27 protein-coding genes are annotated in these 16,670 nt (G+C 46.2%); 1 reads left to right on the top strand and 26 read right to left on the bottom strand.

What is annotated here, in order from left to right; genetic code table 11:
- Nucleotides 1–4: 4 nt before the first annotated feature.
- From rpsM to K6Y21_RS12360, 25 genes are all read right to left on the bottom strand, one after another.
- Nucleotides 5–361 (bottom strand): 30S ribosomal protein S13, encoded by a 357-nt coding sequence (rpsM, locus tag K6Y21_RS12480; RefSeq protein WP_233072182.1) that lies wholly within the window; start codon nt 359–361, stop codon nt 5–7.
- A gap of 139 nt (nt 362–500) precedes the next feature.
- Nucleotides 501–614: a 50S ribosomal protein L36 gene (gene rpmJ / locus K6Y21_RS12475; protein ID WP_232800689.1), complete on the bottom strand. Its 114-nt coding sequence runs from the start codon at nt 612–614 to the stop codon at nt 501–503.
- A 43-nt stretch (nt 615–657) separates the two neighbouring features.
- Nucleotides 658–1,983 (bottom strand): preprotein translocase subunit SecY, encoded by a 1,326-nt coding sequence (secY, locus tag K6Y21_RS12470; RefSeq protein WP_233072181.1) that lies wholly within the window; start codon nt 1,981–1,983, stop codon nt 658–660.
- 6 nt (nt 1,984–1,989) lie between these two features.
- Entirely contained in the window at nt 1,990–2,424 is a 435-nt protein-coding gene (rplO, locus tag K6Y21_RS12465) for a 50S ribosomal protein L15 (protein WP_233072180.1), read from the bottom strand.
- Between the two features lie 3 nt (nt 2,425–2,427).
- Nucleotides 2,428–2,607, bottom strand: coding sequence for a 50S ribosomal protein L30 (rpmD, locus tag K6Y21_RS12460; protein ID WP_232800692.1), 180 nt, complete (start codon nt 2,605–2,607; stop codon nt 2,428–2,430).
- 6 nt (nt 2,608–2,613) lie between these two features.
- Nucleotides 2,614–3,114: a 30S ribosomal protein S5 gene (gene rpsE, locus K6Y21_RS12455; RefSeq protein WP_233072179.1), complete on the bottom strand. Its 501-nt coding sequence runs from the start codon at nt 3,112–3,114 to the stop codon at nt 2,614–2,616.
- Between the two features lie 10 nt (nt 3,115–3,124).
- Nucleotides 3,125–3,475 (bottom strand): 50S ribosomal protein L18, encoded by a 351-nt coding sequence (gene rplR / locus K6Y21_RS12450; protein ID WP_233072178.1) that lies wholly within the window; start codon nt 3,473–3,475, stop codon nt 3,125–3,127.
- Nucleotides 3,476–3,484: 9 nt separating this feature from the next.
- On the bottom strand, nt 3,485–4,018 hold the full coding sequence (gene rplF / locus K6Y21_RS12445; RefSeq protein ID WP_233072177.1) for a 50S ribosomal protein L6: 534 nt from the start codon (nt 4,016–4,018) through the stop codon (nt 3,485–3,487).
- Nucleotides 4,019–4,027: 9 nt separating this feature from the next.
- Nucleotides 4,028–4,420, bottom strand: a complete 393-nt coding sequence (gene rpsH / locus K6Y21_RS12440) for a 30S ribosomal protein S8 (RefSeq protein WP_233072176.1) — start codon at nt 4,418–4,420, stop codon at nt 4,028–4,030.
- 25 nt (nt 4,421–4,445) lie between these two features.
- A complete protein-coding gene (gene rpsN, locus K6Y21_RS12435) occupies nt 4,446–4,751 on the bottom strand; it encodes a 30S ribosomal protein S14 (RefSeq protein ID WP_233072175.1) in 306 nt (101 codons plus the stop codon).
- Nucleotides 4,752–4,762: 11 nt separating this feature from the next.
- Nucleotides 4,763–5,302, bottom strand: a complete 540-nt coding sequence (gene rplE, locus K6Y21_RS12430) for a 50S ribosomal protein L5 (protein WP_233072174.1) — start codon at nt 5,300–5,302, stop codon at nt 4,763–4,765.
- Between the two features lie 12 nt (nt 5,303–5,314).
- Nucleotides 5,315–5,629 carry a 50S ribosomal protein L24 gene (rplX, locus tag K6Y21_RS12425; RefSeq protein WP_233072173.1) on the bottom strand — a complete coding sequence of 105 codons (315 nt, stop codon included), beginning with the start codon at nt 5,627–5,629 and terminating at the stop codon, nt 5,315–5,317.
- A 16-nt stretch (nt 5,630–5,645) separates the two neighbouring features.
- Complete coding sequence (gene rplN / locus K6Y21_RS12420) at nt 5,646–6,014, bottom strand: 50S ribosomal protein L14 (protein WP_232800700.1); 369 nt, start codon at nt 6,012–6,014, stop codon at nt 5,646–5,648.
- A 166-nt stretch (nt 6,015–6,180) separates the two neighbouring features.
- Nucleotides 6,181–6,429, bottom strand: a complete 249-nt coding sequence (gene rpsQ / locus K6Y21_RS12415; protein ID WP_233072172.1) for a 30S ribosomal protein S17 — start codon at nt 6,427–6,429, stop codon at nt 6,181–6,183.
- Nucleotides 6,429–6,620 (bottom strand): 50S ribosomal protein L29, encoded by a 192-nt coding sequence (rpmC, locus tag K6Y21_RS12410; protein WP_233072171.1) that lies wholly within the window; start codon nt 6,618–6,620, stop codon nt 6,429–6,431. The genes rpsQ and rpmC overlap by 1 nt, the downstream gene beginning before the upstream one ends.
- Nucleotides 6,620–7,030 (bottom strand): 50S ribosomal protein L16, encoded by a 411-nt coding sequence (gene rplP / locus K6Y21_RS12405; protein ID WP_233072170.1) that lies wholly within the window; start codon nt 7,028–7,030, stop codon nt 6,620–6,622. Before rplP ends, rpmC begins: the two co-directional genes overlap by 1 nt.
- A gap of 12 nt (nt 7,031–7,042) precedes the next feature.
- The gene (rpsC, locus tag K6Y21_RS12400) at nt 7,043–7,732 is read right to left on the bottom strand and encodes a 30S ribosomal protein S3 (protein ID WP_233072169.1); all 690 of its coding nucleotides are present in this window, start codon (nt 7,730–7,732) and stop codon (nt 7,043–7,045) included.
- A 3-nt stretch (nt 7,733–7,735) separates the two neighbouring features.
- Nucleotides 7,736–8,071: a 50S ribosomal protein L22 gene (rplV, locus tag K6Y21_RS12395; protein WP_233072224.1), complete on the bottom strand. Its 336-nt coding sequence runs from the start codon at nt 8,069–8,071 to the stop codon at nt 7,736–7,738.
- A gap of 10 nt (nt 8,072–8,081) precedes the next feature.
- On the bottom strand, nt 8,082–8,360 hold the full coding sequence (gene rpsS / locus K6Y21_RS12390; RefSeq protein ID WP_233072168.1) for a 30S ribosomal protein S19: 279 nt from the start codon (nt 8,358–8,360) through the stop codon (nt 8,082–8,084).
- 15 nt (nt 8,361–8,375) lie between these two features.
- Nucleotides 8,376–9,203 (bottom strand): 50S ribosomal protein L2, encoded by an 828-nt coding sequence (gene rplB / locus K6Y21_RS12385; protein WP_233072167.1) that lies wholly within the window; start codon nt 9,201–9,203, stop codon nt 8,376–8,378.
- Between the two features lie 14 nt (nt 9,204–9,217).
- A complete protein-coding gene (rplW, locus tag K6Y21_RS12380) occupies nt 9,218–9,517 on the bottom strand; it encodes a 50S ribosomal protein L23 (protein ID WP_233072166.1) in 300 nt (99 codons plus the stop codon).
- Nucleotides 9,514–10,119: a 50S ribosomal protein L4 gene (gene rplD / locus K6Y21_RS12375; RefSeq protein WP_233072165.1), complete on the bottom strand. Its 606-nt coding sequence runs from the start codon at nt 10,117–10,119 to the stop codon at nt 9,514–9,516. Before rplD ends, rplW begins: the two co-directional genes overlap by 4 nt.
- 12 nt (nt 10,120–10,131) lie before the next feature.
- Nucleotides 10,132–10,770 carry a 50S ribosomal protein L3 gene (gene rplC, locus K6Y21_RS12370; protein WP_233072164.1) on the bottom strand — a complete coding sequence of 213 codons (639 nt, stop codon included), beginning with the start codon at nt 10,768–10,770 and terminating at the stop codon, nt 10,132–10,134.
- 24 nt (nt 10,771–10,794) lie between these two features.
- Nucleotides 10,795–11,106, bottom strand: coding sequence for a 30S ribosomal protein S10 (gene rpsJ, locus K6Y21_RS12365; protein ID WP_119909477.1), 312 nt, complete (start codon nt 11,104–11,106; stop codon nt 10,795–10,797).
- A 213-nt stretch (nt 11,107–11,319) separates the two neighbouring features.
- A complete protein-coding gene (locus tag K6Y21_RS12360) occupies nt 11,320–12,918 on the bottom strand; it encodes a GGDEF domain-containing protein (protein ID WP_233072163.1) in 1,599 nt (532 codons plus the stop codon).
- Between the two features lie 345 nt (nt 12,919–13,263).
- Here K6Y21_RS12360 and K6Y21_RS12355 point away from each other — a divergent pair, with 345 nt between their 5' ends.
- Nucleotides 13,264–15,417, top strand: a complete 2,154-nt coding sequence (locus K6Y21_RS12355; protein WP_233072162.1) for a tRNA(Met) cytidine acetyltransferase TmcA — start codon at nt 13,264–13,266, stop codon at nt 15,415–15,417.
- On the opposite strand, the gene K6Y21_RS12350 is transcribed toward K6Y21_RS12355, so the two are convergent.
- Nucleotides 15,414–16,661 (bottom strand): succinylglutamate desuccinylase/aspartoacylase family protein, encoded by a 1,248-nt coding sequence (locus K6Y21_RS12350; protein ID WP_233072161.1) that lies wholly within the window; start codon nt 16,659–16,661, stop codon nt 15,414–15,416. The genes K6Y21_RS12355 and K6Y21_RS12350 overlap by 4 nt on opposite strands.
- Between the last annotated feature and the right edge of the window lie 9 nt (nt 16,662–16,670).

Below are 16,670 nucleotides of genomic sequence, written 5' to 3'. Positions count from 1 at the left end.
ACCCCTACTTCTTAATCGGTTTACGTGGACCTTTACGGGTACGAGCATTCGTTTTAGAACGCTGACCACGTACAGGCAAGCTGCGACGGTGGCGAAGACCACGATAACAACCAAGGTCCATTAGACGCTTGATGCTCATGGAAATTTCACGGCGTAAGTCACCCTCAACGGTGAACTTAGCTACTTCAGTACGAAGAGACTCAATTTGAGCTTCGTCTAATTCCTTGATCTTAACACTTTCAGCAACACCCGCGTTTGCACAGATTTGTTGTGCGCGAGTTTTACCGATGCCGTAGATTGCAGTTAAGGCAATTACAGCATGTTTTTGATCAGGAATGTTAATGCCAGCGATACGGGCCACTATGCACTCCTAGTAATATTAAAGGCCATCTGCGAAAAGCCCGGTAGGATACTCAACAGATGACAAAATTGCAAGCAAAAAACAGCTCTGATGGTGCATTCACCATCAGGCTGCAATTCATCTCGATGAAATCTCTGACTTAGCCTTGGCGTTGTTTGTGCTTAGGCTCACTGCAGATTACACGAACCACACCGTGGCGCTTGATAACCTTACAGTTACGACAGATTTTCTTAACGGATGCACGAACTTTCATTGCATAACTCCGTAAACAGATAGCTTACCTTAAAAAGTCAGTCTTAGCGACCATAACCTTTAAGATTTGCCTTTTTCAGGACGGATTCATATTGATGAGACATCAAATGAGTCTGAACCTGAGCCATAAAATCCATGATTACTACAACAATAATCAACAACGATGTACCACCGAAGTAAAATTGTGTGTTCATTGTAATCATCATGAACTCGGGAACCAAACAGACGAAGGTTATATATAAAGCGCCAGCTAATGTCAAGCGCGTCATAACTTTGTCTATATAGCGCGAAGTTTGTTCTCCGGGACGTATACCTGGAATAAAGGCACCGCTTTTCTTCAAGTTGTCAGCCGTCTCGCGTGGGTTAAACACAAGCGCTGTGTAGAAGAAGCAGAAGAAGATGATAGCAGCTGCATACAACATAGCATGTAGCGGTTGACCAGGTTGTAACGCAAGGGATACTTCACCTAACCAGCTAAAACCTTCAGTTTGTCCAAACCATTGAGCAATGGTACCTGGGAACAAAATAACACTTGAAGCGAAGATTGCAGGGATTACACCCGCCATGTTTAGCTTCAATGGTAAGTGCGTACTTTGAGCTGCAAACACCTTACGGCCTTGCTGACGTTTAGCATAGTTAACAACGATACGACGCTGACCACGCTCTACAAATACTACAAAGTAAGTTACTGCGAAAACGATTGCTGCTAGCAAGAATAACAGTAACAAGTGCAACTCACCTTGACGGGCTTGTTCTGCCGTTTGGCCAATAGCCGACGGTAGACCAGCAACAATACCCACGAAAATAAGAATCGAGATACCATTACCAATGCCACGTTCAGTGATTTGTTCACCTAGCCACATAAGGAACATGGTTCCTGTGACCAAACTAATAACAGCTGTCAAATAGAAGCTCATGCCTGGGTTAACAACCAGACCAGGAATCATATTTGGCAGACCTGTTGCAATACCTATTGCTTGGAACGTACCAAGCACCAACGTACCGTATCGGGTATATTGGCTAATCTTGCGTCGACCTGACTCGCCTTCTTTTTTCAATTCGGCAAGGGGTGGATGTACAACCGTAAGTAGCTGTACGATGATCGATGCCGAAATGTACGGCATGATACCTAACGCAAGAATCGATGCACGCTCAAGTGCACCACCAGAGAACATGTTGAACATTTCAATGATGGTGCCTTTTTGCTGTTGCATCAGCTCAGCGAGGACAGCGGCGTCAATACCAGGAATTGGAATAAAGGAACCTGCACGAAACACCAATATGGCACCTAGTACAAATAGCAAGCGCGTTTTAAGCTCACTTAATCCGCCTTGAGAGCCCTTTCCTTCTAACCCTGGTTTCTTAGCCATTTAATCTTATTCCTCGATTTTTCCGCCGGCAGCTTCGATTGCAGCACGCGCGCCTTTAGTTGCCTTAAGGCCTTGTACTGTTACTTGGCGAGAAACTTCGCCAGAAAGTACAATTTTCGCGAACTGAATGTTGTCTGCAATAATACCGGCTTTTTTCAGAGTTTCTAGAGAAACTACATCACCTTCAACTTTCGCCAATTCACTTAGGCGAATTTCAGCACTTACAAGACTCTTACGAGAAGTAAAGCCGAACTTAGGTAGACGTTGTTTCAAAGGCATTTGACCACCTTCAAAACCTGGACGAACACTACCGCCAGAACGAGACTTCTGACCTTTGTGTCCGCGGCCACAGGTTTTACCTAGACCAGAACCGATACCACGACCTACACGTTTTGCAGTTGGCTTAGCGCCAGCTGCTGGAGATAGAGTATTAAGTTTCATCAATTAATCCTCCACTTTAACCATGTAGTAAACTGAATTAACCATACCGCGAACAGAAGGTGTGTCTTCTAGTTCAACAGTGTGGCCAATGCGGCGTAGACCTAGACCCGTTAGCGTCGCTTTATGCTTCGGTAAACGGCCGATCGCGCTTTTAGTTTGTGTTACTTTAATCGTCTTAGCCATGGTCAATTACCCTAAAATCTGGTCAACAGTCAGACCACGCTTAGCAGCAACTTGCTCAGGAGCACTCATGCTCTCAAGCGCGTCGATAGTAGCGCGAACGATGTTGATTGGGTTAGTAGAACCGTAAGCTTTAGCAAGTACGTTTTGTACACCTACTACTTCTAGTACTGCACGCATCGCACCACCGGCGATGATACCTGTACCTTCAGACGCTGGCTGCATGTAAACTTTAGAGCCAGAGTGACGACCCTTGATAGGGTGCTGAAGTGTAGTGCCGTTAAGCTGTACAGTCGTTAGATTACGACGCGCTTTTTCCATTGCTTTCTGGATAGCTGCTGGCACTTCACGTGCTTTACCGTAACCAAAACCTACACGACCATTACCATCACCAACTACGGTTAGTGCGGTAAAGCTAAAGATGCGACCACCTTTAACTACTTTAGAAACACGGTTAACTGCAATAAGTTTTTCATTCAGTTCACCGGCTTGAGATTGTTCTTTTGCCATGATCCGCCCCTTAGAACTGAAGACCAGCTTCACGTGCCGCTTCAGCTAGTGCTGCAATGCGACCGTGATATTGAAAACCGCTACGATCGAAAGATACTTTAGAAACACCTTTCTCTGTAGCACGCTCAGCAACCAATTTACCGATTAGCTTAGCAGCTTCAACATTACCGCCGTGTTTAACTTGACTAGCAACGTCTTTTTCAACTGTCGATGCAGTTGCAATAACTTTTGCTTCTGGCGAAATCACCTGCGCGTATGTGTGGCGCGGAGTACGGTGGATCACCAGGCGAGTTGCTCCCAACTCTTGCAATTTCTTACGCGTGCGAGTTGCACGACGTAGACGAGATGCTTTCTTATCCATAGTGTTACCTTACTTCTTCTTAGCCTCTTTACGACGCACGTTTTCGTCAGCGTAACGAACACCTTTACCTTTGTAAGGCTCTGGTGGACGGTAACCACGAATGTCGGCGGCAACTTGTCCAATCAACTGTTTATCAATACCTTTCAGTACGATTTCAGTATTTGTTGGACACTCAGCAGTGATACCTTCAGGTAGAGTGTGCTCAACTGGGTGAGAGAAACCTAAGGTTAGGTTTACAACTTTACCCTGTACAGCGGCACGGTAACCAACACCATTTAGTACAAGTTTGCGTTCGAAACCTTTCGAAACACCTTCTACCATGCTGTTAACAAGAGCGCGAGCAGTACCAGCTTGAGCACTAGCGCCAGTAGCGCCATCAGTCCAAGTGAAAACTAGCTTGCCTTCTTCTTCTTTAACAACAACAGCGTTGTTGATAACACGACTTAGAGAGCCGTTGCTACCTTTAACAGTAATTTCCTGGCCATCAATCTTCACTTCTACGCCAGCAGGAATAGCAACAGGCGATTTAGCAACGCGAGACATATCTACTCCTTAAGCTACGTAACAGATGATCTCACCGCCGATACCCGCTTTACGCGCAGCACGGTCAGTCATTACACCTTGTGAAGTTGAAACAACTGCGATACCTAGGCCATCAAGAACTTTAGGCAGTTCTGAAGAGCTCTTATAGATACGCAGACCTGGACGACTAACACGTTTAATGCTGTCGATAACTTTTTTACCTTGGAAGTATTTTAGAGTCACTTCCAATTCTGGTTTAGCTTCACCAACTACAGCAAAATCAGCGATGTAACCTTCTTCTTTAAGCACTTTGGCAATCGCCACTTTTTGCTTAGAAGACGGCATTTTCACTGCAACTTTGTTGGCCGCTTGACCGTTGCGAATGCGTGTTAGCATATCAGCAATAGGATCTTGCATGCTCATATTTGCTTACTCCGTGATATGTGGATTACCAACTAGCCTTTTTCAGGCCAGGAACTTCACCGCGCATCATGTGTTCACGCAGCTTAATACGGCTTAGGCCGAATTTACGCAGGTAACCATGTGGGCGACCAGTAACGTTACAGCGGTTACGCTGACGACTCTTACTGGAATCACGAGGTAGCGTTTGTAGCTTAAGCACTGCAGCCCAACGATCTTCGTCTGATGAGTTTACATCTGCGATAGTCGCTTTTAATGCCGCACGTTTTTCAGCGTACTTGCTAACCAGTTTTTCACGCTTTGCTTCACGTGCTTTCATGGATTGTTTAGCCATAACCCTACACCTTATTTACGGAATGGGAAGTTGAATGCAGCTAACAGTGCACGACCTTCTTCATCTGAAGCAGCAGTAGTAGTGATAGTAATATCAAGACCACGTACTTTATCGACTTTATCGTAATCGATTTCAGGGAAGATGATTTGCTCACGTACACCCATGCTGTAGTTACCACGGCCGTCGAATGACTTAGGATTCAAGCCGCGGAAGTCACGTACACGTGGTAGCGAAATGCTAACCAAGCGTTCGAAAAATTCCCACATCCGTTCTCCGCGTAAGGTCACTTTACAACCAATAGGGTAGCCCTCACGGATCTTGAAGCCCGCAACAGATTTGCGTGCTTTGGTGATAAGTGGCTTTTGACCAGAAATTGCAGCCATATCAGCAGCCGCGTTCTCTAGTGCTTTTTTGTCAGCCAGAGCTTCACCAACACCCATGTTTAGGGTGATCTTTTCAATCCGAGGGACTTGCATGACAGATTTGTAACCGAACTTCTTTTGAAGATCAGACGCTACTGTCTCTTTGTAAAAATCATGCAGTTTCGCCATCGTAAACTCCAATTACTTCACAGTTTCATTATTAGATTTGAAGAAACGTACTTTTTTGCCGTCTTCAATTCTAAAACCAACACGGTCAGCTTTACCCGTTGAAGGGTTAACTACCGCAACATTTGAAGCATCAATCGCTGCTTCTTTCTCAACGATGCCACCTGCTACGCCCAATTGTGGGTTTGGCTTGGTGTGCTTCTTGATAATATTTACGCCTTCGACGAACACTTTGCCGTTAGGTAGAACTTTGGTAACTTTACCAGTTTTACCTTTATCTTTACCGGCTAGTACGATTACTTCGTCGTCACGAATAATTTTTGCTGCCATTATTGACTCCGCCTTTTTACAGTACTTCAGGTGCCAGAGACACAATTTTCATAAATTGCTCTGAACGAAGTTCACGAGTCACAGGCCCAAAGATACGTGTACCAATTGGTTGTTTGTTTGCGTTTAGGATTACCGCAGCATTGCGGTCAAAACGAATCAAAGAACCATCAGGACGACGTACACCTTTTCTGGTACGCACTACCACAGCATTGTAAACATCACCTTTTTTAACTTTACCGCGAGGAATTGCTTCCTTAACAGTAACTTTGATGATATCGCCAATCGCTGCATAACGGCGGTGCGAGCCACCAAGGACCTTAATACACATTACGCTACGTGCGCCTGAGTTATCAGCCACGTCAAGCATACTTTGCATCTGGATCATTTCAGTGCTCCGCTATTATTACAACAAGATTCCAGCCTAATCTGAAATCATGGGCTACCTTCCCTTTTAGAGGGCGGCGCATTATAACACCACATTCTGGAAAAAGGTAGTATAAATAAAAAACGGCTCCAATTAAGGAGCCGCTTACTTTGAAAACGCTTAAAAATTAAGCTTTTCCAATTACTTCAACCAATGTCCAAGACTTAGTCTTAGATAGTGGACGACATTCGCGAATAGACACGAAATCGCCAACAACACACTGATTGTTCTCATCATGTACGTGTAGCTTAGTAGTACGCTTGATGAACTTACCGTAGATCGGATGTTTCACTTTACGCTCAATCGCTACTGTGATGGACTTGTCCATCTTGTCACTGATGACTTTACCTTGCAAAGTACGGATATTTTCGCTCATTACGCATCTGCCTTCTGAGTTAGCACAGTTTTCACGCGCGCGATATTACGGCGTACTTCTTTTTGCAAGTGAGTTTGAGCCAATTGGCCAGTGCTCGCTTGCATGCGTAGGTTGAACTGCTCGCGTAATAGGCTTAACAGCTCAGCATTCAGCTCTTCAACGCTCTTATCTTTAAGTTCGCTTGCTTTCATTACATCACCGTTCTAGTTACGAAAGTAGTACTGATAGGCAGTTTAGCAGCTGCTAGTGCAAATGCTTCACGTGCTACCTCTTCTGGAACACCTTCCATTTCGTAAAGGACTTTACCAGGTTGAATTTGAGCAACCCAGTATTCTACATTACCTTTACCTTTACCCATACGAACCTCAAGAGGTTTTTCTGTAATAGGCTTGTCAGGGAATACGCGGATCCAGATTTTACCTTGACGCTTAACCGCACGAGTCATCGCACGACGTGCCGCTTCGATCTGACGCGCAGTCAAACGACCACGGCCAGTTGCTTTAAGACCAAATTGGCCGAAGCTAACGTCTTGTCCTTTAGCTAGACCACGGTTACGACCCGTGTGCTGCTTACGGAATTTAGTACGTTTTGGTTGCAACATTTCTGAATCTCCTTACTTACCACGGCCTTTGCGTTTAGGCTTGGCAGGTGCTTCTGGTTCATTACCTAGAGGTAGTGCACCTAGAACTTCACCTTTAAAGATCCAAACCTTAACACCAATGATACCGTAAGTAGTTAAAGCTTCAGACGTCGAGTAATCGATGTCTGCACGTAGTGTATGTAGAGGCACACGGCCTTCACGATACCACTCAGTACGTGCGATTTCAGCACCACCAAGACGACCACTTACTTCAACTTTGATACCTTTAGCACCAAGACGCATTGCATTTTGAACTGCACGCTTCATTGCGCGACGGAACATAACACGACGCTCTAGCTGAGAAGAGATGCTATCAGCAACAAGCTTGGCATCTAATTCAGGCTTACGAACTTCTGAAATGTTGATTTGCGCAGGTACGCCAGCCATTTTAGCGACGCGGTTACGCAATTTTTCTACGTCTTCGCCTTTCTTACCGATTACAACGCCTGGACGAGCAGTGTGAATAGTCACACGAATGCTCTTAGCTGGACGCTCAATGGTAATTTTAGAAACAGACGCGTTTTTCAGTTCTTTAGTAAGGAACTGACGCACTTCGAAATCGCCGTATAGGTTAGCAGCGAAATCTTTTTCGGCATACCAGGTAGAGCTAAAAGGCTTAGTGATACCTAGGCGAATACCGTTAGGATGTACTTTCTGACCCATTACTTATCCCCTGTCCGATACCACAATAGTGATGTGGCTAGAACGCTTAAGAATGCGATCAGCACGGCCTTTTGCACGAGGCATGATACGCTTCATGGTCGGACCTTCATCAACAAAAATTTTGGCAACTTTTAGTTCATCAATATCAGCGCCTTCATTGTGCTCAGCGTTAGCAATAGCAGAATCAAGAACTTTCTTAACTAGGTCAGCAGCTTTTTTGTCGCTGAAAGTTAAGATGTTAAGCGCTGTTTCAACTGGTAGACCACGGATCTGGTCAGCAACTAGACGTGCTTTTTGCGCCGAAGTACGAGCAAATTTATGTTTAGCGATAGCTTCCATCATCTACTCCTTACTTCTTCTTCGCTTTCTTATCAGCGATATGACCGCGATAAGTACGAGTTGGTGCAAACTCACCCAGTTTTTGGCCGATCATTTCGTCGGTTACGAAAACTGGTACGTGCTGACGACCATTATGGACAGCGATGGTCAAACCAATCATATCTGGAATGATCATTGAACGACGGGACCAAGTCTTAACAGGCTTTTTGTCACCGCTTTCCAACGCTTTCTCTACCTTCTTCAACAAGTGTAGGTCGATAAATGGACCTTTCTTGAGAGAACGTGGCATGGCGTATTCCTCTAATTATTTCTTGTTACGACGACGAACAATGTACTTATCAGTACGTTTATTCGAACGAGTCTTGTAGCCCTTGGTTGGTACGCCCCAAGGTGATACAGGGTGACGACCACCAGAAGTACGACCTTCACCACCACCGTGTGGGTGATCAACCGGGTTCATTACCACACCACGTACTGTTGGGCGAACACCGCGCCAGCGGCTTGCACCAGCTTTACCTAGACGGCGTAGCATGTGCTCTGCGTTACCTACTTCACCGATTGTCGCGCGACAGTCAGACTGAACTTTACGCATTTCGCCAGAGCGAAGACGTAGTGTTACATAGTCACCATCACGAGCAACGATCTGTGCGTAAGCACCTGCTGAACGAGCTAGTTGAGCACCTTTACCAGGCTTCATTTCTACTGCGTGAACAGTTGAACCTACAGGGATGTTACGCATAGGTAATGCGTTACCTGCTTTGATAGGTGCTTCGATACCAGATAGTAGTGCATCGCCAGCTTGAACACCTTTAGGTGCCAGGATGTAGCGACGCTCACCGTCTGCATAAAGTACTAATGCGATATTCGCAGTACGGTTTGGATCATATTCCAAACGCTCAACTTTTGCAGGGATGCCATCTTTATTACGTTTAAAGTCGATTACACGATAGTGTTGCTTGTGACCACCACCGATGTGACGAACTGTAATACGACCGCCGTTGTTACGACCACCAGACTTAGACTTAGTCTCAAGTAGTGGCGCGTATGGCTTGCCTTTGTACAGGTCGTTGTTAACCACTTTAACGACGTGGCGACGACCTGGAGATGTAGGCTTACATTTTACAATAGCCATTGATAAAGTTCCTCTTACTCAGCGCCAGCGAAATCGATTTCAGCACCGTCTGCCAGAGTCACGTAAGCCTTCTTCCAATCAGAACGACGGCCTACACGTTGACCATGACGCTTGGTTTTACCCTTAACAACAAGAGTGCTAACGCCAGTCACTTCAACTTCAAACAGTTTTTCAACTGCTGCTTTGATTTCTGCTTTAGTTGCATCTTTTGCAACTTTAAATACAACTGTGTTGTCTATTTCAGCAGAACGAGTGCTCTTTTCAGAGATGTGTGGAGCACTCAGAACTTTCAGTAAACGCTCTTCACTGATCATGCTAAAGTCTCCTCAATCTTCTTAACTGCAGCCGCAGTAACAAGCACTTTGTCAAAGCCGATTAGGCTAACAGGGTCGATACCAGCAGCATCACGTACGTCAACTTTGTACAAGTTGCGCGCGGCTAGGAACAAGTTCTCATCTACTTCTTCAGTGATGATTAGAACATCGTTTAGCTCAAGCTCTTTTAGCTTAGCTACTAGCTCTTTAGTTTTAGGTGTTTCAACACCGAAACTTTCTACTACCACTAGACGATCTTGGCGAACAAGTTCAGACAGGATGCTTTGAACAGCACCACGGTACATCTTCTTGTTAACTTTTTGGCTGTGGTCCTGTGGACGCGCAGCAAAAGTTACACCACCAGAACGCCAGATTGGGCTCGCTTGGCTACCAGAACGTGCGCGACCAGTACCCTTTTGACGCCAAGGTTTCTTACCCGTACCCACGATCTCTGCACGAGTCTTTTGTTTACGAGAACCTTGACGAGCACCTGCAGCGTATGCAACGACAACTTGATGAATCAGAGCTTCGTTGAACTCACGTCCGAAGGTAGTTTCGGAAACTTCAAGAGCGCTGTTCGCGTCTTTCAATACCAATTCCATTACTATCTCCTGTTACGCTTTTACGGCAGGTTTGATGATGACGTCAGCGTTGATTGAGCCAGGTACCGCACCTTTTACAAGGATAAGGTTACGCTCAGCGTCAACACGAACAACTTCTAGGTTTTGAGTCGTTACACGAACAGCACCCATGTGACCAGCCATTTTCTTGCCTTTGAATACACGACCAGGAGTTTGACATTGGCCAATAGAACCTGGTGCACGATGGGCAAGAGAGTTACCGTGAGTCGCATCTTGAGTACGGAAGTTCCAACGCTTAACAGCGCCTTGGAAACCTTTACCTTTAGATTGACCAGTAACGTCTACTTTATTTACTTCGTTGAATGTATCAACGTTTAGCTCAGCACCCACTTGGATGTCTGCGCCTTCATTGTCTGCAAGACGGAATTCCCACAAACCGCGACCTGCTTCAACACCTGCTTTCGCGAAAATACCTGCTTGAGGCTTGTTTACGCGACTTGCTTTTTTGGTGCCGGTGGTCACTTGAATTGCGCTGTAACCGTCAGTCTCTAGGCCTTTAACCTGAGTGACGCGGTTAGCAGTACATTCGATTACCGTAACTGGAATAGAAACGCCATCTTCAGTGAAGATGCGAGTCATACCAACTTTACGACCAACTAGACCGATTGTCATTGTTATAACCTCTTTCTCTTCCGTTTAGCCCAAGCTGATTTGAACGTCAACACCAGCGGCTAGGTCTAGCCTCATTAGTGCGTCAACAGTCTTATCAGTTGGCTCTACGATATCAATCAAGCGCTTGTGCGTACGAATCTCGTACTGATCACGCGCATCTTTGTTTACGTGCGGAGAAACCAGTACAGTAAAGCGCTCTTTGCGTGTAGGCAGTGGAATCGGACCACGAACCTGAGCACCCGTGCGCTTTGCAGTTTCAACGATTTCCGCTGTAGAGTTATCGATCAGTCTGTGATCAAACGCTTTCAGGCGGATACGGATTCTTTGGTTCTGCATGGACCAAGGCTCCAATAGTTAAAAACATAAAAAAAACACCACCAATCAACTTTCTTATACAAAGTGACTAGTGAAGCTTAAACCATTAGCCACCCAAATCGGGGGCTCTGTGTGGCCAGTCATGCTGGCAGGGAGCGTTAGCTCCACCTACTCTATTAGTAAGTGGGGCGTATTATACAGATATTGTGGCGGGTTGCAAATGCTCTAAGTGATTTATTTAATTTTATCCCTTAGGCTGTAGTCGGCTTGTACCGAGAGATTACGGCCCGTTTGTTTAGCCTGATAGAGCGCCTGATCGGCAATGCAGACTAAGTTTTTAAATGACATGCCATTAACCGGTTTCATACACACATAGCCTAAACTTATGGTCACTCTGTCATTGATACCACTAACGGGATGGATGATGTTGAGTTGCTCAATCTTTTTACGGCACAGCTCTGCCAATACACCCGTTTGTGCAGCGGTGATCCCTGGGCAAAGTAACACTAATTCTTCCCCTCCATAACGGGCAACTAAATCTTTATTACCATTAACACAACTGGTTAGCGCTTTGGCGATCCGCTGCAGGCAACCATCTCCTTCTGGGTGACCAAAACGATCGTTATATTGCTTAAAAAAATCCACATCTATCAAGATCAATGAAATACTGGTTTGCTCTCGCAAGCCATTTATCCACTCCGTTTCTAAACGCTCATCAAATGCCCGTCGATTAGCTAAGCCCGTTAATGAGTCAATGGAAGATACCCGCTGTAATGCACTGTTTGCATCGGCCAATGCGCGATAAGCCTGCGCCAATTCATTGGTTCGCTCTCGTACTCGAATTTCCAACTCTTTGTTAAGTAGCATCACTTGCTCTTCTGCCTGCTTGCGCATAATCATCTGCGCCAAGGTTGCAGCCAACAAAATCAGCACTTCCTTTTGGTGATCCATTAAGGGTTGATGATGAATAAAATTATCACACGCAATCCAGCCTATGGTTTCATCACCATGCCATAACGCAATCATGGCATTCCACCCTACCCCGATTTCCTTTGTATCATGCAGTAGCGGGGTGTCATACCACACACTCAAATAGTCCTTACGGGTCAGTGCTTCTTGTACAAAGGGCACATTAGGAATGTTGTTTTGAAAATAACTCTCGTCAACGACCTCTCCGCTTTCATTGGTGCCATAAGTTCCAAAATACCTATCCTGTGCCTTATCCATGATGAAGACCGCCATCCGATCAATACCTAGGCGTGAAATCCCCGCTTCCACGGTGCAATGGTACAATTCATCTAATGAGTAGAGCTTAGAGAGTTTTATCGTGATCTCATGAAGCTCTTTCAACTGCTCCGAAAAAGCTGAGGCCTGCTCTCTTGCATGGGTTAGGGACTGCTCCCGCCGTGTTAACTCTTGTTGCAGTGCCAAATTCTGTTGATTAAGTCGATAGTTATCTAAACCAAGGGCTAATGCATCCAGTAACTGTGTATTCACATGCTGGGGTTGCTGGCTATTGGCTTCCAACACCAAAATACCGACGGGGCCCGCATCGTTAAATAAAGGATAATAGCCCTCTATTTCTGCCCCATCATTAAGCACTGCGTAGCAAGCTCGAATGGGAATATCGGTAACAGTGAACAATGACATAGGTGTCATATAAAATGAGATGCGATCTTTACCATCACCGCGACTTACGAGATACAAACTTTGATCATCCACAAACACCAAACTGCAGCGTTGATAAAAAGTGAGCAATTGCTTGAAGCTAGCACGACAAAAGGCTTCAAAACCGCAAGTATGCGGCGTTTGTGGTGTCATCAACTGATTCATATAGCGACTTCGAGGATCCATAGAAAAATAAGTAAACCACTAAGAATCAGCGGTTTAAGCTATATTATCAAAGCCTATTCCGCAGCGTGACGAATCGAAACCGAAATGAGACATATATCAAATAATAAGCACTAAATAATAAACCAGCTTGGTCATGGCACGCATTAAGAAGCGACCGACATTCCGGCATTCGCGTATCGAGGATTGAAAACATGGCGGCCTTTGAAACATACCTTTCAAGTTGATTGGGTATCGGGATCGCTTCATGGTATAACTTGGCTAATTTTCGCCCCCACGCGTTTTATAACCTAGATAAGGTTGCTTGGTTCAACCTTTGGAGTTGATGTGACCTTACAGCCCATTTATCAGCAGCTCAAACAACAAGCAGAGGCCAGCCAGCATCGTTATCTGCTTGTTATCAGCGGGGAACACACTTGGGCTTGGCAGCAGGTAACAAAAATCATTGAGCAACATGCCTTAATTGTGAGTAAGCCACCTCAGGATATTGTCGCCACTTTAGAACAATTGCCGTTAGGGCATACACTTTGCCAAGCCAAACAAGCAACGCACTATTTAGGTCAAACTCGCCAGCAAGTGATTTTCGATGCGTTTCATGGCTTTTCGGCTGATGCCGTGGGCGCGGTCAGTGGCACATTAAAAGCAGGCGGAATCATGGTGCTGATGGTGCCTCCTTTGCAGGATTGGCCAAGCTTTGCTGACCCAGATTATCAACGATTTTTATCGGCCGGAACCCCATTACCAACACAAAGCCATTATCTATGCCGTTGGCGACAGCGCCTACTGAATGACCGCAACGTAACCATTGTCGAGCAACACGCTAACCAAATTGAATTGACACTTCCTCACCCCCAGGTCAACAACACAGCGCCATGCCCTCCGCCTTATTTATCTCAGGATCAGGCACAAACCGTGGCTGCGATAATTCGAGTTAAACGAGGCCGAAGTCGGCGACCACTTGTTATCAGCGCCGATCGAGGGCGAGGTAAGTCAGCCGCTTTAGGTATCGCCGCTGCTCAGTTAATGGATCAACAGCATCATGTCCGCATTATCGTCACGGCCCCCACCGTCAATCACGTTCACGCCCTGTTTGAACAACTAAAACGCTTACAACCGGACGCGCAACACACGAATAGCCAAGTCAACTTAGGGGAGCGACAGGTCCATTTTTATGCTCCTGATCAACTCCTCAACCAGTTACCTTGCGCCGATTTACTGTTGGTTGATGAGGCTGCCGCTTTACCTTTACCTTTATTAATGCAGCTGGACCAACACTATCCACGCGTGGTTTATGCCACCACCTTACATGGGTATGAAGGTTCTGGCCGGGGCTTCAGTTTAAAATTCATTCCCCACCTACAACAGCATAACAACAGCGTCCAGCAACAGCACTTAAGTCAGCCCATTCGCTGGGCCACACAGGATCCATTGGAAACGCTTATTTTTGATGCCTTACTCTTGGATGCCCAATTACCACAAGTCGATTCCAAAATCCCCTCATCAGAGTTCCCGGTGACCATGGAAGTCGTCTCTGGAGCGCGTTTGTATCAATATGAAAGCCTACTTCGTGAGGTATTTGCTCTACTGGTATGCGCCCACTATCAAACTAAACCCTCTGATCTTAGAGCCATTTTAGATAACCACAAACTAACCATCGCGTTATTGAAGCAAAATGACACCTTATTGGGAGCGGCACTCATTAACCCAGAAGGCGACTTAGATCAGGCATTAGCCAAACAAATATACTTAGGCCAGAGACGTCCGCAAGGTCAACTGATACCACAAGTGCTACTTTATCAAGCTGGCCTTGAGCACATTTACAAGGATAAGTTTGCCCGCATCATGCGCATTGCCATCCACCCTCAGCTTCAGCAACAGGGGTTAGGCTCGTTATTTTATCAACACTTAAAACACTGGGCACAGCAACAAGGATTTGACTGGTTAGGAACCAGCTTTGGGTTAACGCCTGATCTCGGCCGCTTTTGGCACCGCCAAGGTATGCATTTTGTGCACTTAGGGCTAAAGCAAGATAGCGCTAGTGGTTGCTTTAGCACTATCATGTTACAAGCCTTAACCAACGAAAAAGCATTCGCGTTAGAGGATCACCGCGCTTTATTCAGCCAACAACTCAGCTATCACTTAAGCGGCTCATTACAGCACCTGAGTGCAGATATCGCGAGCTTGCTCATTACCACCTTACCTAAACAACCTACGCCACCATGGCTACTTGAACAGCTGATAAACGTTAGCCTAAATCCACGGCCTTTGGCGTCATGCTTACCTCTACTGAAGCAGTGGTTAGTGCAACACACAAATTTTGATGGATTATCGGTGTTGCAACAAGCCGTGTTAATTGCGCGAGTGCTGCAACAGCAACCTTGGCACCAAATCATCCACAAGCATGAGCTAACAGGTAAAAAAAGGGCCGAGCAACTACTCAAGCAAAGTGTTCAGCAACGACTGCAGCTTGAGCTTAGCTAGCCGTCCGATTCCTCCGCATCATCACTGAGCCTACTTTCGAGATTAGGATCAGCTTGCTCTGTAGCTTGAGACTCATCCGACAGCTCAATTTGGTGTTTTTCAGCCTCTTTCTGCTCCACTTCCTCTGGCGTGGTGGCGATGGCCAAATGAAATACAGCAAACCCAGGGTAAACAAACTGATTCAACGCTTTCCCTATCACGGTCGCTTCCACCTCTGAGCGTAACCTAAACGTGGCATTGGTCACAGGATCAGTTACTCGCCCCAATTCATCACCGGGCTTGATTTTCGCCCCTAATGGCACATCACTAACAAAAATACCGCTGTGATCGGAGCGTTGCCAAAAAGACTCCACATAAATAGGCTGCACACTGCCACCTCGATAGGGCTCTGGCACCATCTCCATGCTGCGCATTAACCGTTTGATCGCGGCAACACCGACAGCCACACTCTCTAAATCTAGGCTCATGGGCGCGCCAAGCTCCATCGTCACGGCTGGGATCCCCGCCGCCACAGCAGCACCGCGCAGTGTCCCTTTGCTCGCTTGGCTCTGTACGATTGTTATATTGCCAAAACCGCGACTGAATTCAGCCAAGGTAGGGTGGCGTAAGTCGGCCCTGATCTGCGGTAAGTTAGTGCGGTAGAAAGATCCCGTATGTAAATCGACCAAGGCATCGCAATGACTCACTATTTGGCTAAAGAATGAATGGGCAATCCGCGACGCAGCTGCGCCTTCTGTTGAACCGGGAAAGTAGCGGTTAAGGTCGCGACGATCTTTAAGGTAACGTGACGCGTTGTGAAAGCCATCTAAGTTGACAATGGGTACGCCAATCACCGCCCCTTTGAGCTTTTTCGTATCTAAGGTGTGTAACACTTGGCGAGTGATCTCAATACCATTAAGCTCATCGCCATGCACCGCTGCGGTCAAACACAAGGTCGGGCCGCTATGCTGCCCATTGGCAACCAACACCGGCGTTCCCAAATCAATACCGGTAAACGATTGCTCACTTGACCAAGACAGGGTGCGAAAACTCCCCGGCAGCACTGTTTTACCGAGCAAGTTGAGCTCACTTGGCTTCGCCTTGGTTTCACTTACTTGCCCGTGATCAGCCTCGGACGCCGGCTTTAACGTTTCGACAGCCGTTATCGCCTTGGGTTTAACGGTTGTTTTGGGAGGGTTGTCAACAATCTCGGTTGCCATTGCCGACAATGGCAGCAGCATAGCCAGACAAAGCTTTTTCATCATTCTGTTTTC

This window comes from Motilimonas eburnea, assembly GCF_021295345.1.
In the GTDB taxonomy this organism is placed as follows: domain Bacteria; phylum Pseudomonadota; class Gammaproteobacteria; order Enterobacterales; family CBDFNC01; genus Motilimonas; species Motilimonas eburnea.
This window is presented reverse-complemented; position numbering and strand designations above follow the sequence as displayed.

What these genes read in the sequence shown, in the direction of transcription:
- rpmJ (WP_232800689.1), bottom strand. Translation starts at nt 614, where the DNA reads ATGAAAGTTCGTGCATCCGTTAAGAAAATCTGTCGTAACTGTAAGGTT.
- secY (WP_233072181.1), bottom strand. Translation starts at nt 1,983, where the DNA reads ATGGCTAAGAAACCAGGGTTAGAAGGAAAGGGCTCTCAAGGCGGATTA.
- rplO (WP_233072180.1), bottom strand. Translation starts at nt 2,424, where the DNA reads ATGAAACTTAATACTCTATCTCCAGCAGCTGGCGCTAAGCCAACTGCA.
- rpmD (WP_232800692.1), bottom strand. Translation starts at nt 2,607, where the DNA reads ATGGCTAAGACGATTAAAGTAACACAAACTAAAAGCGCGATCGGCCGT.
- rpsE (WP_233072179.1), bottom strand. Translation starts at nt 3,114, where the DNA reads ATGGCAAAAGAACAATCTCAAGCCGGTGAACTGAATGAAAAACTTATT.
- rplR (WP_233072178.1), bottom strand. Translation starts at nt 3,475, where the DNA reads ATGGATAAGAAAGCATCTCGTCTACGTCGTGCAACTCGCACGCGTAAG.
- rplF (WP_233072177.1), bottom strand. Translation starts at nt 4,018, where the DNA reads ATGTCTCGCGTTGCTAAATCGCCTGTTGCTATTCCTGCTGGCGTAGAA.
- rpsH (WP_233072176.1), bottom strand. Translation starts at nt 4,420, where the DNA reads ATGAGCATGCAAGATCCTATTGCTGATATGCTAACACGCATTCGCAAC.
- rpsN (WP_233072175.1), bottom strand. Translation starts at nt 4,751, where the DNA reads ATGGCTAAACAATCCATGAAAGCACGTGAAGCAAAGCGTGAAAAACTG.
- rplE (WP_233072174.1), bottom strand. Translation starts at nt 5,302, where the DNA reads ATGGCGAAACTGCATGATTTTTACAAAGAGACAGTAGCGTCTGATCTT.
- rplX (WP_233072173.1), bottom strand. Translation starts at nt 5,629, where the DNA reads ATGGCAGCAAAAATTATTCGTGACGACGAAGTAATCGTACTAGCCGGT.
- rplN (WP_232800700.1), bottom strand. Translation starts at nt 6,014, where the DNA reads ATGATCCAGATGCAAAGTATGCTTGACGTGGCTGATAACTCAGGCGCA.
- rpsQ (WP_233072172.1), bottom strand. Translation starts at nt 6,429, where the DNA reads ATGAGCGAAAATATCCGTACTTTGCAAGGTAAAGTCATCAGTGACAAG.
- rpmC (WP_233072171.1), bottom strand. Translation starts at nt 6,620, where the DNA reads ATGAAAGCAAGCGAACTTAAAGATAAGAGCGTTGAAGAGCTGAATGCT.
- rplP (WP_233072170.1), bottom strand. Translation starts at nt 7,030, where the DNA reads ATGTTGCAACCAAAACGTACTAAATTCCGTAAGCAGCACACGGGTCGT.
- rpsC (WP_233072169.1), bottom strand. Translation starts at nt 7,732, where the DNA reads ATGGGTCAGAAAGTACATCCTAACGGTATTCGCCTAGGTATCACTAAG.
- rplV (WP_233072224.1), bottom strand. Translation starts at nt 8,071, where the DNA reads ATGGAAGCTATCGCTAAACATAAATTTGCTCGTACTTCGGCGCAAAAA.
- rpsS (WP_233072168.1), bottom strand. Translation starts at nt 8,360, where the DNA reads ATGCCACGTTCTCTCAAGAAAGGTCCATTTATCGACCTACACTTGTTG.
- rplB (WP_233072167.1), bottom strand. Translation starts at nt 9,203, where the DNA reads ATGGCTATTGTAAAATGTAAGCCTACATCTCCAGGTCGTCGCCACGTC.
- rplW (WP_233072166.1), bottom strand. Translation starts at nt 9,517, where the DNA reads ATGATCAGTGAAGAGCGTTTACTGAAAGTTCTGAGTGCTCCACACATC.
- rplD (WP_233072165.1), bottom strand. Translation starts at nt 10,119, where the DNA reads ATGGAATTGGTATTGAAAGACGCGAACAGCGCTCTTGAAGTTTCCGAA.
- rplC (WP_233072164.1), bottom strand. Translation starts at nt 10,770, where the DNA reads ATGACAATCGGTCTAGTTGGTCGTAAAGTTGGTATGACTCGCATCTTC.
- rpsJ (WP_119909477.1), bottom strand. Translation starts at nt 11,106, where the DNA reads ATGCAGAACCAAAGAATCCGTATCCGCCTGAAAGCGTTTGATCACAGA.
- K6Y21_RS12360 (WP_233072163.1), bottom strand. Translation starts at nt 12,918, where the DNA reads ATGAATCAGTTGATGACACCACAAACGCCGCATACTTGCGGTTTTGAA.
- K6Y21_RS12350 (WP_233072161.1), bottom strand. Translation starts at nt 16,661, where the DNA reads ATGATGAAAAAGCTTTGTCTGGCTATGCTGCTGCCATTGTCGGCAATG.